Genomic DNA, 15234 nt, shown 5'->3' with positions numbered 1-15234 from the left:
TGCTCAACATATCGTATATAAAAGCGGGCCTGCAATGGGCCAGAAACAGCTGGTAACAATTAACTCATGCTGTCATCTTAGGTAATGTGGTAAATATTTATAACCCCCCAGATTCTTGTTTTTCCAAATTACATCATCTCTGACATTTTGGTTGTATCAATATGAATATTACTGTATTTGGAAGTGGCTACGTGGGCTTGGTCCAGGCCACGGTACTGGCCGATGTCGGCCACCAAGTTATCTGTGTCGATGTCGATGAACAGAAGGTGGCTGAATTGATGGCCGGCCAGGTTCCCATCTATGAACCTGGACTGGAAGCCCTGCTTCAGCGCAATATCAAGAGCGGTGCCCTGGTGTTTACCACGGATGCCGTGCAGGCCGTCAAACACGGCGAGGTGCAATTTCTGGCGGTCGGCACGCCGCCGGGGGACGATGGTTCCGCCGATCTGCGCCATGTGCTGGCGGTGGCCGAAACCATAGCCCTGCATCGCGATACCCCCGTCGTTATAGTCAACAAGTCGACCGTGCCGGTGGGCACAGCCGACAAGGTGACGGCCAGGGTGAATGCCATCTTGCAGCAGCGGGATGTTTCCTTCGCCTTCGATGTGGTCTCCAACCCCGAGTTTCTGAAGGAGGGCTCCGCCATCCAGGATTGCCTGCGGCCGGATCGCATCGTGGTGGGCACCGCCAACGAGGCCTCTCGCCAGCTGATGCGCGAGCTTTACGAGCCGTTCAACCGCAACCATGATCGCATCCTGTTCATGGATGTGCGCAGCGCCGAGCTGACCAAGTACGCCGCCAACTGCATGCTGGCTACCAAGATAAGCTTCATCAACGAGATGGCCGGACTGGCCGAGCGGGTCGGCGCCGACATCGAGATGGTGCGCCAGGGCATAGGCTCGGATCAGCGTATCGGCTATCAGTTCATCTACCCTGGCTGTGGCTATGGTGGCTCCTGTTTTCCCAAGGATGTCAAAGCCTTGCTGGCAACGGCCCAGGAGCTGGAGTACGACACGCCGCTGATCCGGGCGGTGGAACGGGTCAATGAGCAGCAAAAGTCGCGGCTTTTTCAGCTGCTGTCAGAGTTCTTCCGATCCGAAGGGGAGACCCTGTCCGGCAAGACAATCGCCCTGTGGGGGCTGGCGTTCAAGCCCAATACCGATGACATGCGCGAGGCGCCGAGCCGGGCCCTGATGGAGGCGCTCTGGCAAGCCGGGGCGACCGTGCAGGCCTATGATCCCGAGGCCATGCAGGAGGCCCAGCACCTCTATGGCAACTGTGACAAGCTGCGGCTGATGGGCACCAAGGAGGCCGCCCTGTTCGGTGCGGATGCCCTGGTGATCTGCACCGAGTGGAACCACTTCAAGGCCCCCAACTTCGTCGCCATCAAGCAGGCGCTGACATGGCCGCTGATCGTGGATGGTCGCAACCTGTTTGATCCGGGTCGCATGAAGGAGCATGGTTTTCATTACTACGGCATTGGTCGCGGCGAGTCGGTAACGAAATAAGGGATGGGCGCACCGACATGAGCGCCCGCCATTGCATCGCACGCCTGTGATTTGCCTATCATCAGGACTCTGCTTGCCATCGATTGCAAATATGGGGGCTGGTGGTGCCGGGCCAGCCATAGATGGACATGAACCCTGTATTGATATGGGGAAATTGTCTTGTCATATTTCGGCAATATTGTGATGAGATTCTCTTTTTCTTAATTATATTTCCGCTATGGACTTTTCCGTCCAGCCGGGAAGCATGAACACCCGTTTATATCAGAGTGAACGACATCTATTTTTATTTGGTGTGATCAAGGCCGGCTCTCTATTCATTCAAAATAGAACCGGGATCGCTGAATAAATTCCGCCGCTCAGGCACATAATTTGCCCCAAATGGCCCTCCGATGACTCGGCGGGCCATTTTTATATCCGGGAAATGCGCGGATCCGGGGCGGGAACTGTCGGGTCCGTGGCGCCATCCTGCGGGTCGCGCTGGCAAGACCCAGATTGGGATGGAAATGGCAGGGCTATTCCGGTATATCGTCCACCGGAGCGCTGCTGAGGGTGGCCTTTGACACTATGTTCACGCTCTCGTGCAGCTCGCTGTAGACGATCACGGCCAGGCCTTGTTGCAACTGTTGTCTGACATCGTCGACCTTGTCAGCCAGACTGACATCATGCTCACCGTACTCGGTGCCTTCCCGCAGTACGAAGTGCTCGAGCAGGCTGTTGAGGGTATCGGAGTCCAAGTCTTGCCAGGGGATAATCATGGGTTCATCTTCAGTTACCAGAGAGTGGATATTGTCTATCTGTTGCCAGCAAGCGCAAGGGATTTATGGGGCTGTCAGCGGGTGTGCACATGCTGTCTGATGAACAACGCAGCCTCTCCACCCACTTCGATCAGCACCTGTGCGAGTCACGCCGTCTGGCCCTGAGCAAGGGGTTGCACTGGTTCTGGGCCGTCAACCAGCTGGCGATCCTGTTCCTGCTTGCCCGCTTCTATGTCTATCGCGATGCCCATCTGGTGATCGCCCGCGTGCTGCCCTGGAGTTATGAGGTGCAGGTTATCCTGATGACCCTGGTCTGCCTGCTGTTTCCGCTGTTCTGGCGCTGGCTGTCCCATCAACCCCTGACCGTCTGGCCGCCCTGTCTACGGGCTGGCGCCCTGCTGTGGGGAATAGCCTGGGCGCTGCTCGGCTACGCCATCGCCCTGATCGAGCTGAGGGGAGGCTTCAGTCTGGCCTTCGATCTCATCAGCCTGTTGCTGATGACGGCGCTGGTGGCCCTCTATTGCGAGGTGAGGCTGTTTTACTGTTTCAGTGTGCCGCCCCTGCTTTTCTTGTTGCTGGAGGCCTTGTTCGTCAAGGTTCCTTTCCCTGCGGTGCACTGGCTGGCGGTAGGCTGCCTCATCATCATGCTGGAGACGGGGCGCCGCATGCTGAACGGCTGGTTCGTGCTGGCGGTGTCTCGCGAGCATGAGAACTTGGCGCTGGCTCGTCAGCTCGATGGCATGGCCAAGCAGGATCCCCTGACCGGCTTGGCCAACCGGCGTCACTTTGCCAAGGTCAGCGAGCAGATCCTGGCCGAGGCGCAGCAGCGGCATGGCGAGTTTGCCATCCTGCTGCTGGATGTGGATTTCTTCAAACGTTTCAACGACCACTACGGTCATCTGCAGGGGGACAACTGCCTGATTGCGGTTGCCGATTGCCTGCGGGAGGCGGTGCGGCAGCCGGCCGATGTGGTGGCTCGCTATGGCGGGGAGGAGTTCGTGATCCTGCTGCCCGGCGCCGACGACGGGATCGCCGGGCAGATTGCCAGGCGCATCGCTGCCGCCCTGGCCGTGCGCGCCATTCCCCATGCCCTGTCGGAGGTCTCTCCCTGCGTGACTGTGAGTCAGGGCATAGCCTTGTGGCGGGGGCAGGAGTCGGTTGCCGACATGCTGGTGCGGGCCGACGAGGCGCTCTATCGGGTCAAGGAGACGGGGCGCAACGGCTACCTGCTCGCCCCCTGAGTCTGCTCCTTCACCCATTGGCTGATGCGCTCCTCCAGCCAGAAGCGGGGGCGCCAGGGCGTGCCGTGCAGGAAGCCCACATGGCCGCCCCGTCGGCTCAACTCGTAACGCACCATGGGTGAGAGCTGCTCCGGCCGCGGGATCACGGCTTCTGTCATGAAGGGATCGTCGGCGGCATGGATCACCAGGGTGGGAATGGGGATGCGGGCCAGCAGCCCCAGGCCGGAGCAGCGCTGGTAGTAGTGGTCGGCGCTGGCAAAGCCGTGCAGCGGCGCCGTGACCTGCTCGTCGAAGTCGCGCAGGGTGGCAATCTGTTGCACCTGCTGTGGCTGCCAGCGTTTGCCAGCCTCGGCCTGGTGCCGGATCTTGTTTTGCAGGTTGTCGCGCATGGTGCGCAGCAGATAGCTCTGATAGACCCGGGAGAAGCCCTGATTGACCCGATCGGCGCAGCTGTCCAGCCGCAGCGGTGCCGAGATCACCACGGCCGCCTGCAGCTCACGGGGGCAGGCCAGCGCCAGCAGATTGACCAGCATGTTGCCCCCCAGCGAATAACCGATGGCGATCAGTGGCTTGCCGGGAAAGCGCCGGCCCAGCTCGGCGATCAGCGCCTGTGCATCCTCGATGGCGCCGGAGTGATAAGCCTGCAGCAGACGGTTCGGCTCGCCGCTGCAGCCACGAAAATGCATCAGCACGGCTTCGTCCCCCTGTCGTTGCAGATGGGCGAACAACCCCTTGGCATAGTGGGAGTGGATGCTCCCCTCCAGCCCGTGAAACAGCACCATCAGTGGCCGCGCGTTCTGGCTGATGTCGCCGCTCCAGGCAAGATCGACGAAATCCCCGTCCGCCAGTTCCAAACGCTCGGCCACGAAGCGGGCCGGCGCCCGTCGCAGCCACTTTGGCAATATGGTTTGCAGATGGGGATTGCGCGCCCACCAGGGGGCGTGGAAGTGACTCTCTATGAGCATGATGGGGTCCGAAACAGGCATCAGGGCAGTCAAAAGTGCGGCGAGAAGGGGGGCTTCTCGCCGGCTTGTCAGGCCAGCAGGCTGTCGTGGTGCTCGGCACCGCGCAGCATGGCCTGGATCAGTTCGTTGGCCTCAAACTTGGTCAGCGCCTCGTGGGCGCCCACCTGGTGGGCACGTTCCACGCTGATCTCGCTGGAGAGCGAGGTGTGCAATATGATGTAGGCCCCCGCCAGCGTCGCGTCGCTCTGTACCTCGAAGGCCAGCTCGTAGCCGTCGAGCCCCGGCATCTCGATATCGCTCACCAGGATATCTATGGGGGTCTTCTGGCTGGCGCGAGCCTGCATCAGGGCCAGCGCATCCTTGCCGTTGGTGCACACCTCATAGGGGATGTTGATGTAGTCCAGCGCCGCCATCAGCTGGCGGCGGGCGACGGAGGAGTCGTCCACCAGCAGGATCCGCATCGGCTTGATCCGCTCACGCTGCACGTCGGTCAGCACAGGGTAGAGGTGGCTGGGATCGTCCGGGTAGACCCGCGACAGGATCAGCTCCACGTCCAGCAGCTGGATCAGCTGGTCGTTGACCCGGGTCACCCCGGTCACGAACACGTTATGGCCGAGCGCGGCGGGCGGGGATTCGATGTCGCGCCAGTTGCACTCGGTGATCTTGTCGATGCCGCGCACCAGAAAGCCCACCAGGGTACGGCGGCAGTCGGTGATGATGATGAAGCAGTTCGGCATCTCCTCCTTGCTGATCGGGCGATAGCCCACCGCCATGGCCATGTCGATCACCGGAATTGTGGTGCCCCGCATGCTGGCGGCGCCGAGCACGGTCGGGTGCGAGTGCGGCATGGCCGTGAGCTGGGTGTAAGGCACTATCTCCTTCACCTTGAGGGTGCCGATGGCGAAGGATTGTTTGGCCGAGAGATGAAACAGCAACATGCCCTGGGATTGGTTGGCTTTGCTTTTCATGGCAGATGTCCTGTGAGTCAAAACGGTATCAGTCAATTCAGGCCCCTAGCATAAAGGATTATAGGAGAAATGACGCTCCCGTTATTAGCGGCCGTTTGCCGCAAAACTGGACTCATTTCCCCCATTTTTCGCCTGGCCGGCCCGGTTTTCGGCCCGCCGGGTCAGGCGGCTTGCTGTGCATCCAGGCTGGCGCCAAGCCAGCGTTGGCAGGCCTGGGCGAGGGCCTCTTCATCGCGGTAGCCGAGCTTGCTCACCACCTGTGCCCGCTTGCTGCCGCTCTTGAGCAGGCGTACCGCCTGCAGCAGCTGCCACTGGGCGCTCAGGGTATCGGCCGCGAGGCCCGGGTCCGTGATCCCGCGCTGGGAGAGACAGGCCTGCCAGGCGGCGTCACTGCCCGCTTGCTGGCTGATCAGTGCGCGCCAGGCGCCTTGCAGCGGCTGATCCGCGTGTTGTGACAGGGGGCTGGCCTGCAACTCGTCGAGCATCACCTGCAGGCGATGACCATAGGCCCCTTGCCAGTTGCGGGGGCGCTGCCACTGGGCCAGGCTGTCGAACAGGGCATCCAGCAGCGGGGTGGGTTGCAACCAGCCCGCCTGGGCTGGCTGGGCAACCCGCAGGGAACAGGTCAGCAGATCATGGTGGCAGCCCGCCAGCGGGCTGAAGGCGGCGAGGGCATCGGCGCAGAGCCAGAAGCTGTTGCCCGCCGTCAGCAGCAATTCATGCTGGCCGAGTCGCAGCAGTGCCGCGCCCCGGGTTATCCGCAGCAACTGGCCCACCAGCGTGCGTTTGCGGCCGCCGACTTGCAGGTACGGAGAGGAAAAATGCTGGCATTCGATGGCGTGATGCATGTAAAAACCCTGATATGATGCTGCCTGGAGGTAACAAGAATGGAAACCAGACGTAAAAAGCGCTTCATTGCCGGTGCGGTTTGTCCGGCGTGCGGCAAAATGGACACCATGATGCTGTATATGGAGCATGGAGTCGAGAAGGTGACCTGTGTCGACTGTGGTGATACTCAGGTGCAGACCCAGGCCGAGGTGGACAAGGTGACCCGGGAGACGGAACAGGTAATTGGGGTGTTTCGTCCCGAATGAGCCAGGCCAAGGTGGACAAGGTGATCCGGGAGACCAAACAGGTCATAGGTGTGTTTCGTCCCGAATGAGGGTTCAGCCGCAATACCCGGGGGCGAGGTGCGGGTCAGGCCCATGCCGCTTCACATTGATGACTTTTTCATCACGACTGAGCCGGGCCTGCCATATGCTTGGCCGCCTTTTTGAGGTATTCTGGGCCCGTTTTTTTCTATCCGCAGGATCCCTGACATGAAAGTAGCTCCCCTGAGCGTGGTTACGCTGGAATACACAGTCACCGACGAACACGGTGAAGTCATCGACACCACTGTCGGTAAAGAGCCTCTGGTGTATCTGCACGGTACCCGTTATCTGGTCTCCGGCCTCGAAGCCGAGCTGGAAGGCCGTAGCGTGGGCGAGGCGTTCGACGTCACGCTGGCACCGACCCAGGCCTATGGCGAATACGACGAAAGCCTGGTGCAAGAAGTACCTGGCGAGCTGTTTGACGGCATGGAAGTGTCTGAAGGGGATACTTTTGTGGCCGAGACTGACGATGGCCACCGCCCGGTGACCGTCATCGAAGTGTCCGAAGAGTTCGTCAAGGTGGATGGCAACCATCCGCTGGCTGGCGTGACCCTGGGCTTCAAGGTCGAGATCAAGGACGTGCGTGCCGCCACGGCCGAAGAACTGGCTCACGGCCACGTTCACGGTGCCGGTGGTTGCGGTCACGATCATGGTCATGACCACGACCACGACCACGGTCACGACCATGAGCACGGCGGTTGCTGCGGCGGTGGCCATGGCCACGATCACGGTCATGACCACGGCGACGAGCAGGGTCATGGCGGTTGCTGCGGTGGCGGCGGCTGCGGTGGCAAGGGTCACCAGCACTGATCTGTGCCCTGGGCATAGCCCGATAAAAAAACCCGCGTTAACGCGGGTTTTTTTATGGCCGGGTGGCGGAGGGCGTTGCGGCTCAGTAGTGCGGGGGCGGCGTCTCTTCGGCCATGCTGGCGATCTGGCTCGGCTGCACGCTCTGCAGCTTGTCCACCAGCAGCTGGATCTGATGCTTGAGCCGATCCAGCTCGCGGCCCTGGGTGGTGACCTCGTCGTTGAGCTGCTCCACCGTGTATTCGGCGAAGGCGAGGCGGCTTTCCAGGGTTTCGAGGCGATCGTTAAGTTGCTGACTCATGGGCCTTTGGGTCCTTACTTGATAGTCCAGATTTCGGCCAGGCCACTGGAGCTGGCGCTGACAAGGTGGCTATTGTCGCGCAAAGCCACGCCGTAGACCACTGCGCTCGGTGGTTTCACCCTGGGATGGGGCGAGACGCGCCAGCTTTGCAGCAGGCTGCCATCGCCCACCCGCCACAGGGAGAGCTGACGGGAGGGGGCGCCCGTGATGAGCCAGTTGCCGTCGTTGGCAAAGCGCGCCGTGGTGTAGACCTCGAAGCGGTGATCAAATTGCAGCCGGCTCACCTCCTTGCCGGTTTTCAGATCCCAGATGCTGGCCTGGCGGCTGTCGGCGGTGAAGGCGAAACGGCCCTGGGGATCCAGCCTCGCCATCACCACCCGGCCGGCGTGGTTGAATCGCCACACCACCTGGCCGGAGCGGGTGTCCCAAAGGTAGGCACTGTAGTCATTGCCGCCGGTGAGGGCGTAGCGGCCGTTGGGGGAGAGATCCACCGTATTGACCTGCTCGGTGTGACCGAGGAACTGCAGCCTGCGGCCGGTGCGGGTATCGACCAGCTCCGCCTTGCCATCTTCGCGGCCGATCAGCACCTGACGGCCATCGGCCGACAGGGCTATGTCCCTCAGCCTGGATTCAGGAAGCGAGTAGTAGCCTTGGGATTGACCATCTTGCAGGCGCCAGATGGCGAAGGTATCCAGGGTGGCGGTCACGGCATGGCTGTTGTCTGCCGAGAAGCGGGTGATGATGACGAAGTTGTCCTGATTGTCGGACTGGCGCCAGCGCCAGCGCTCCTTGCCCTGTTCCAGGTCCCACACCACTGTGCCCTGGCTCAGGCTGGAGACGATGGCCTGCTTGCCGTCACTGGCGAGATCGGCGCTCAGCAGTCCCTGGTTGGCGAGGGTGACTTGCCGGTCCGGCAGTGAGCTCTGTTCGCAACCTGTCAGTATCAGGCAAATACCGATGAGATAAATGGCACTTTTTATCATTTTTCCTGTCTCATGCTTTCGTTACCTGCGATCACGGCGTTAGTATAAGGCGCTTATCACGATAAACCTCTCATTTCACGAAGGAACCGAGAGCGGTATTTAGAGTTTTGGAGAAACTGATGAACAATTTTCTGAAGGTGTCCCTGTTGGCTGCGGCAGTTGCCGTGAGTCTGACTGCTTGCCAAAAAGACGAGAAGACTGCTGCGAATACCGCAGAGGTCAAGGCAGAAGCCAGCAAGCCGGCAGAGGCCCCCAAGGCTGATGCCAAGAGCTTTGAAGAGCAATCCGGCTATGCAATTGGCCTCTCCATGGGTCGTTATATCGCCAATACCCTGGAACGTCAGCAGGAACTCGGCATCAAACTGGACAACGGCGTCATCCTCAAGGGTGTGACCGACGGTCTGGGCAAAGAAGCCAAGATGACTGACGAGGAAATCCAGAAGGTTCTGCAGCAGTACGATGCCAAGATCAACGAGTTGACCAAGGCCAAGGCTGACAAGGATGCCGTGGATAACCAGAAGAAGGGTGAAGAGTACCTGGCTGCCAACGCCAAGAAAGAAGGCGTGAAGAGCACCGAATCTGGCCTGCAATACCAGGTCGAGAAGATGGGTACCGGCGCCAAGCCGAAGGCCACCGACATCGTCAAGGTTCACTACACCGGCACCCTGACCGATGGCACCAAGTTCGACAGCTCCGTCGATCGCGGCGAGCCGGCCACCTTCCCGCTCAACCAGGTGATCCCGGGCTGGACCGAAGGCGTGCAGCTGATGCCGGTGGGTTCCAAGTTCAAGTTCTTCCTGCCGTCCAAGCTGGCCTATGGCGAGCACGGTGCAGGCTCCATCCCGGCCAATGCCGTGCTGGTGTTTGATGTTGAGCTGCTGGCGATCGAGAAGCCGGCTGCCGATGGCGACAACGCCAAGAAGTAAGCGCTCATCGTTGAAAAAACGGCTCCTTAGGGAGCCGTTTTTACTTGTATCTCCCCGCGAATGGCGGGATAAAAGAGAGAGTCGCCAACTGTGCTAACATGGCGTACAAGACCCGAAATAGACAACAAAATCAATTGCAAGGATGGCTCCCGTGGCTGAAAGCAAACCTCGAGTCCTGTTGGTGGAAGATACCCGCAGTCTGGCGGTGGTCTATGAACAGTATCTGGCCCAGGATGGCTATGAGGTAGTGCTGGCCGATTGTGGTCAGCAGGCGTTGGCTCAGCTGCTGACCAGCCCGCCGCCCGTGGTGCTGCTCGACCTCGAACTGCCCGACATGTCCGGCATGGACATTCTGCAGCAGATCACCGAGCAGCAACTGCCCTGCTCGGTAGTGGTGATCACCGCCCACGGCTCGGTGGATGTGGCGGTGGAGGCGATGCGCCTCGGCGCCTTCGACTTCCTGACCAAGCCGTTTGACGGCAAACGGCTGTGCGCCACCGCCCGCAATGCCCTCAAGCATCAGCAGCTGAGTTCGCTGGTGGCCCAGTACCGGGAGAACTTCGAGCGCAGCTCGTTTGCCGGTTTCATCGGTGCCTCCATGCCGATGCAGGCCGTCTATCGCATCATAGAGAGCGCGGCGCCGAGCAAGGCGACCGTGTTCATCACGGGGGAGAGCGGCACCGGCAAGGAGGTGTGCGCCGAGGCCATTCACCAGTGCAGCCCCCGCAGTGAACAGCCCTTCATCGCGCTCAACTGCGCCGCCATTCCCCACGATCTGATGGAGAGCGAGATCTTCGGTCACGTGAAGGGCTCCTTTACCGGCGCCCAGGGGGATCGCAAGGGGGCGGCCAGTCTGGCGGACGGTGGCACCCTGTTTCTGGACGAGATCTGCGAGATGGATCTCGACCTGCAGAGCAAGCTGCTGCGCTTCATCCAGACCGGCACCCTGCAGCGGGTCGGCAGCGGCAAGCTGGAGACGGTGGACGTGCGCTTCGTCTGCGCTACCAACCGGGATCCCTTGGTGGAGGTGAAGGCGGGACGTTTTCGGGAAGATCTCTACTACCGTCTGCACGTGATCCCCCTCAGCCTGCCACCGCTGCGTGAGCGGGGCGAGGATATACTGCTGCTGGCCCGCAACCTGCTGCAAAACTACGCCAGGGAAGAGAACAAGCGCTTCAAGGATTTCGATGCCGAGGCGGTGCGGGTGCTGCTCGATTACCCCTGGCCCGGCAACGTGCGCGAGCTGCAAAACGTGGTGCGCAACATAGTGGTGCTCAATGATCGCGAGCTGGTGAGCCCGGACATATTGCCACCGCCGCTCAGCGGCCGCAGGGGCATGACGGCGGCCATGGCGCCGGTCAGTTCGGCCAGCGGCAGCGCCGAGCCTTTGCTCAATACGCCGATCCGCCCGCTCTGGCTGGTGGAGAAGGAGACCATAGAGCAGGCCATCGCCAGCTGTGACGGCAATATTCCCAAGGCGGCGGCGTTGCTGGAGATCAGCCCCTCCACCATCTATCGCAAGAAACAGAGCTGGGAAGAGGCTAGCCTGGTTTGAATGGCGGGGCATGTGGTCAATGCCTCGCCATAGAGCAGGCCATCGCCAGCTGTGACGGCAATATCCCCAAGGCGGCGGCTCTGCTGGAGATCAGCCCTTCCACCATCTATCGCAAGAAACAGAGCTGGGAAGAGGCGAGCCTGGTCTGAGGCAGGTGTCGGGATGGCATCCGTCATCTTGGGCAGATGAGCTTGTGCGCAGGGCGGCCAACTGGCCGCCCTGCTGCTTTGTTAGAGGCTGTTTGCTAGAGCTTGGCCAGCTGCTTGAGTCTGGCCAGTCGCTCCGCCTCGTTGGCCTTGAGCCAGCGATCCTGTGACAGCAGAAACCAGGCGCGGGCGAAGTATTCGGCCGCGGCCGGATCAGCCAGTACCAGTGCATTTTCCCCCAACTCCTCGAACAGATAGCCATCCTCCGGCTCGCCGGCCTCCACCATCTCCGCCTGCAACTGCGTCAGTTCGGCCAGCGCCTGTTCGTGCAAGCCTTGTGCCCGGGTCAGCCGCGCCAGGCTCCAGCGGGCGATGAAGGCCTTGGCCGGGTTGTTGTGCTGTTCGTGCCAGGCCAGGCATTTTTGCTGACACTGGCGGGCCTCTTCCAGGCGGCCCAGTTCGAACAGGGTCCAGCCCTGATTGTTGTAGAGGCTGGGAAGCCAGCCGCGCACCTTTTCATCCTGACTGCGTTCCGCCAGCTCCATTGCCAGCTGATGCCAGCGGCTCTGCTCCTCCAGTGGTGCGGCTATGGCCACCATGTGGGCGGCGTCGATGGCGAGATACAGCTCCTTGCTCTTGAGCCCCCACTGCCAGGCCTGCTCGAACAGGGTTCTGGCACTGGCCTTGTCGCCGGCGGAGTTGAAGGTACGGCCGCGCTCCAGCAGGGCGCGAAGGCGGGCTCGCGGGGTGGCATCGGTGAGGCGGGGTTCTATCTCGTCGAGCAGCTGGTGCGCCTCGGCAAACTGGCGTTGCAGGGAATGGGTGCGGGCTATCTGGGTGAGCAGCTCCAGTTCGAGTTGCAGGTCGGCGGCGGCACGCACCTCGGGCAACAGAGCATGAAAACGCAGGGCGCTGGCGGCGGGATCCTTGTAATCCCACTGCGCCATGAAATCGGGCGGATTGTCCATTTGGCCTCCTTGCTGGCTATCCTCCCACCAAGATGCCTGCAGGCCATTGTTTGTACAAGGGGCACCCGTCACAGAGTGCCCCTTGAGTCATGTTCGCACCAGCGGCCAGCCGGTCAGTAGACCATGGCCAGGCTCATCAGCATCAGGCCGAGGGCGGCGAAGGCGCCCTCCTTAATGGCCAAACGCGGCACTAGCGCCTTGGGCAGGGCCGGAAACAGGCTGAGCGCGAAGCCGAGCCCTGGCATCAGCCAGTGAAAGGCCGGGTTGCGCAGGCTTGGAGCTGCCGCCCCATTGATGATGACGAGCAGGATAAACAGGGTGAAGGCAGGCAGGATAAACCAGCGGGCGCTGCCGGCGGCGACGGCCCGCAGCGGCGAGATGCGATAGAGCACCAGAGTCACGATAAACAGCACCAGAGGTGCCAGCAGATAGAGCGGAGCCGGGTTCATGGCGGGTGTTCTCCAGACGGTGGGTAAGTGGGGTCGGGTTCAGTCATCGCACAGGGCCGGCGGTATGGGATCAGCCCAGGCCGGCGAGGAGCCGTGGCACGGGTTTAAACGTTGAAGGCGATCCCGGGCAACGCCTTGCCATCAGGGGATCAGCGCAACCAGAACCAAGCGGCGGCAAAGCCCAGCCAGCTCAGCAGCAACAGGATCCAGGGCAGGGGATGTTGGCGGGAGACCTCGACAAGCTCGATCTCGCTCTCCTCTACCTGTTCGGCGTGCGGTTGCTGTTTCGCCTTGCTCTGCAACTTCTTCTGGCGACTTGCCTCCCGGGCCCGCGCCTTCATCTGTTTCTTGTACTCGTCTATGCCTTTCTGGATCCCCTGGGCGATCAGCTGGGTCTGCTCCTTGGTCTGTCCCGGCTTCTGGTTGGCGCGGGCGATCTTCAGCGCATCCTGCTGGGTCTCGGGGGATATCTTGTCGTACTTCGCCATCAAAGGGTCTCCTCGGCATCGATTGGCGGGGAGTATGCCATAAAAACGGCGCCCTCAGGCGCCGTTGTAGCAGGTTGTGAGCCGGATCAGGGCTTGTTGTAGGTCACGGTCGCATAGGGCAGCGGATTGAGGGTGCCCTGGGACTCTGCGTACTCCATGAACATCTCATTCTCACCGACGCCCGAGTCGACGTAGTCACCCTTGTTGGGCAGCTCTTCGCGCTTGAGCAGGCCGTTGTAGCCATCCTTGCCGGAGGCGATATAGGTGTTGGCACCGACCCGGTACACCTTCTCGTCGTCCAGCGGCAACCACTGGCCATTGGCATCCAGCAGCTCCAGCTTGGTGATGCGGGAGCCCTTGGCCAGTTTGCCGTCATAGCTGTAGCTCAGGTGGCCGACGTAGGGGAAGGCACCGCTGGAGGCGCCGATCCCGGTCTCCAGGCCGATGGAATAGTCAACGGCGTACTCCAGGGTGGCGCGCACGTCCTTGCCCTTGAGGTTGAAGGCGGCGATCTTGTTGCCAAACGGCAGCAGGGTGCCCATCACGTAACCGACCGAGAGCGGGCCCGCGTTCACATCGGCGCGCACACCACCGGCGTTCTGGATGGTGAAGTCGACCTTGGTGTTGAGCTTGTTGAGCTTCCAGTACAGGGATTCTGCCACCAGGGGATCGATCAGACCCGCGCCATCCGGGGTGAGCGGCACGCGCACGTGGGGCAGCTTGGTCGGCACCTCGGCGATGATCTTGGCCTCGAGCTCGGCCACGGCCGGTTTGTACTCGGTGTCGATCACATCGCGCATGGCGGTGTTCTCCGGCACGATTTCGATGACGGGTGACTTGGTGATGAAGTCGACCACGTTGGTCTGCTCGCTGCCGGTCAGAGGCACCTTCTTCTTGGCCACTTCCTTGGTGAAGTCGTCGCCCGTCATCAGGGTGTTGCGACCCTCGCACTTGGTTATCTGGCCTTCCTTGCTCAGGGAGACGTTGACCAGGCCATAGCCCTTGGCCCATTCGCCGGCCTGCACGATACAGGTCTTGCCGCCGTCCGGATTGTTGATCAGCTGGGCATAGGTGTTGTCGTCGGCCGGGTTCTGGTTGTGAGCCGTGTAGCCGACGCTGTTGATCTCGTTGATGTCGCCGAGGAAGGTCTGGGAGTGACCGCCGACGATCAGGTCGATACCGTTGACCGCCTTGGCGACGGCCTGGTCATTTTGCAGCCCGATATGGGTGACCATGATGATCTTGTTGGCGCCTTTTGACTTGAGGGTGTCGACCATTTTCTGGGCGGTCTCAATCATTGGCAGGAATTGGGTATCGGTATCCGGTGAAGAGATGTCATGCATATTTTCCAGCACCAGCCCGAAAATACCTACGCTCTCGCCATTTACTTCCTTAATGACATATTCATGAATATTTTCACTGTCTTTCAGGGTGGCGCTACTGGATTTCACCATATTGGAAGCCAATACAGGGAAATTCACCCGTGAGACGAAATCTTTAATAGCCTGGTTGCCCAGATCGAATTCGTGATTGCCCAGTACCATGGCATCTATGCCCATGTCGGAGAGCAGGCGAGACTCCTCTTCCCCCTTGAACTGGGTGAAGTAGAGGGTGCCCTGGAAGGCATCGCCACCGTTGAGCACCATGAAGTTGCGGCCTTCATTGGCAGCCTGGCTGCGCAGCTCGTCCAGCTTGAACTTCAGGCGGGGATAGCCGCCCAGCTTGGCGTTGAATTTGAACAGCTCCTGGCCGGTGGGTTGGATGGCCAGCGCATTTTCGGTCGGGTCCAGGTGGGCGTGGGTATCATTGATGTGGGCAATGGTCAGATCCAGCGGAATATGTTCCTTGCTGCTGTTTTCTGAATTGCAGGCGGTCAGCCCGAACAGGGTAATAGAGACGGTGACGGCCAGTAGCGTCTTCTTCATCGGTAATAATCCTCTTGTTGTTATTGTCCTGTATATCGTTCCTGCATGACAGGAGTGTGGCGATTCTAGGCAAAAAGCAATAATTGGAAATAAAGAGA

Annotated in this window: 16 protein-coding genes and 1 pseudogene; 7 read left to right on the top strand and 10 right to left on the bottom strand. The window is 60.8% G+C overall.

What is annotated here, in order from left to right; genetic code table 11:
- The first annotated feature begins 161 nt into the window (after window positions 1-161).
- A complete protein-coding gene (locus AACW87_RS15315; RefSeq protein ID WP_241325448.1) occupies window positions 162-1508 on the top strand; it encodes a UDP-glucose dehydrogenase family protein in 1347 nt (448 codons plus the stop codon).
- A 512-nt stretch (window positions 1509-2020) separates the two neighbouring features.
- Here the strand turns inward: AACW87_RS15315 and AACW87_RS15310 are convergent.
- Complete coding sequence (locus tag AACW87_RS15310; RefSeq protein WP_042870108.1) at window positions 2021-2263, bottom strand: YheU family protein; 243 nt, start codon at window positions 2261-2263, stop codon at window positions 2021-2023.
- Window positions 2264-2352: 89 nt separating this feature from the next.
- Here AACW87_RS15310 and AACW87_RS15305 point away from each other — a divergent pair, with 89 nt between their 5' ends.
- Window positions 2353-3504: a sensor domain-containing diguanylate cyclase gene (locus AACW87_RS15305; protein ID WP_241325447.1), complete on the top strand. Its 1152-nt coding sequence runs from the start codon at window positions 2353-2355 to the stop codon at window positions 3502-3504.
- Here the strand turns inward: AACW87_RS15305 and AACW87_RS15300 are convergent.
- The 3 genes from AACW87_RS15300 to AACW87_RS15290 form a co-directional block, all read right to left on the bottom strand.
- Window positions 3486-4469 (bottom strand): hydrolase, encoded by a 984-nt coding sequence (locus AACW87_RS15300; RefSeq protein WP_241325446.1) that lies wholly within the window; start codon window positions 4467-4469, stop codon window positions 3486-3488. The two genes, AACW87_RS15305 and AACW87_RS15300, sit on opposite strands and share 19 nt — an antisense overlap.
- Before the next feature lie 68 nt (window positions 4470-4537).
- Complete coding sequence (locus tag AACW87_RS15295) at window positions 4538-5437, bottom strand: chemotaxis protein (protein ID WP_042870112.1); 900 nt, start codon at window positions 5435-5437, stop codon at window positions 4538-4540.
- A gap of 161 nt (window positions 5438-5598) precedes the next feature.
- Window positions 5599-6285 carry a hypothetical protein gene (locus tag AACW87_RS15290; protein ID WP_241325445.1) on the bottom strand — a complete coding sequence of 229 codons (687 nt, stop codon included), beginning with the start codon at window positions 6283-6285 and terminating at the stop codon, window positions 5599-5601.
- 39 nt (window positions 6286-6324) lie between these two features.
- Here AACW87_RS15290 and AACW87_RS15285 point away from each other — a divergent pair, with 39 nt between their 5' ends.
- On the top strand, window positions 6325-6531 hold the full coding sequence (locus AACW87_RS15285) for a YheV family putative zinc ribbon protein (RefSeq protein WP_042035019.1): 207 nt from the start codon (window positions 6325-6327) through the stop codon (window positions 6529-6531).
- A 225-nt stretch (window positions 6532-6756) separates the two neighbouring features.
- On the top strand, window positions 6757-7398 hold the full coding sequence (locus AACW87_RS15280; RefSeq protein WP_241325444.1) for an FKBP-type peptidyl-prolyl cis-trans isomerase: 642 nt from the start codon (window positions 6757-6759) through the stop codon (window positions 7396-7398).
- 82 nt (window positions 7399-7480) lie between these two features.
- On the opposite strand, the gene AACW87_RS15275 is transcribed toward AACW87_RS15280, so the two are convergent.
- Window positions 7481-7696, bottom strand: a complete 216-nt coding sequence (locus AACW87_RS15275; RefSeq protein WP_011704936.1) for a SlyX family protein — start codon at window positions 7694-7696, stop codon at window positions 7481-7483.
- A 14-nt stretch (window positions 7697-7710) separates the two neighbouring features.
- Complete coding sequence (locus AACW87_RS15270) at window positions 7711-8679, bottom strand: WD40 repeat domain-containing protein (protein WP_241325443.1); 969 nt, start codon at window positions 8677-8679, stop codon at window positions 7711-7713.
- 119 nt (window positions 8680-8798) lie between these two features.
- On the opposite strand from AACW87_RS15270, the gene fkpA reads away from it, so the two are divergent.
- The 3 genes and pseudogenes from fkpA to AACW87_RS15255 form a co-directional block, all read left to right on the top strand.
- Window positions 8799-9605 (top strand): FKBP-type peptidyl-prolyl cis-trans isomerase, encoded by an 807-nt coding sequence (gene fkpA, locus AACW87_RS15265; RefSeq protein WP_043554684.1) that lies wholly within the window; start codon window positions 8799-8801, stop codon window positions 9603-9605.
- Window positions 9606-9756: 151 nt separating this feature from the next.
- Complete coding sequence (locus AACW87_RS15260) at window positions 9757-11160, top strand: sigma-54-dependent transcriptional regulator (protein ID WP_042870123.1); 1404 nt, start codon at window positions 9757-9759, stop codon at window positions 11158-11160.
- Window positions 11161-11189: 29 nt separating this feature from the next.
- Window positions 11190-11309, top strand: a pseudogene (locus tag AACW87_RS15255) (helix-turn-helix domain-containing protein); the annotation flags it as partial.
- A gap of 95 nt (window positions 11310-11404) precedes the next feature.
- Here AACW87_RS15255 and AACW87_RS15250 read toward each other — a convergent pair.
- The 4 genes from AACW87_RS15250 to AACW87_RS15235 form a co-directional block, all read right to left on the bottom strand.
- The gene (locus AACW87_RS15250; protein ID WP_042870125.1) at window positions 11405-12274 is read right to left on the bottom strand and encodes a tetratricopeptide repeat protein; all 870 of its coding nucleotides are present in this window, start codon (window positions 12272-12274) and stop codon (window positions 11405-11407) included.
- 113 nt (window positions 12275-12387) lie between these two features.
- The gene (locus AACW87_RS15245; RefSeq protein ID WP_241325440.1) at window positions 12388-12723 is read right to left on the bottom strand and encodes a hypothetical protein; all 336 of its coding nucleotides are present in this window, start codon (window positions 12721-12723) and stop codon (window positions 12388-12390) included.
- 149 nt (window positions 12724-12872) lie between these two features.
- Complete coding sequence (locus AACW87_RS15240; protein ID WP_043554687.1) at window positions 12873-13211, bottom strand: DUF2956 domain-containing protein; 339 nt, start codon at window positions 13209-13211, stop codon at window positions 12873-12875.
- A gap of 86 nt (window positions 13212-13297) precedes the next feature.
- Entirely contained in the window at window positions 13298-15136 is a 1839-nt protein-coding gene (locus tag AACW87_RS15235; protein ID WP_098984927.1) for a bifunctional metallophosphatase/5'-nucleotidase, read from the bottom strand.
- Window positions 15137-15234 lie beyond the last annotated feature (98 nt).

Origin of the sequence: Aeromonas sp. MR7 (assembly GCF_963899385.1) — a bacterium.
Lineage (GTDB): Bacteria > Pseudomonadota > Gammaproteobacteria > Enterobacterales > Aeromonadaceae > Aeromonas > Aeromonas bestiarum.
This window is presented reverse-complemented; position numbering and strand designations above follow the sequence as displayed.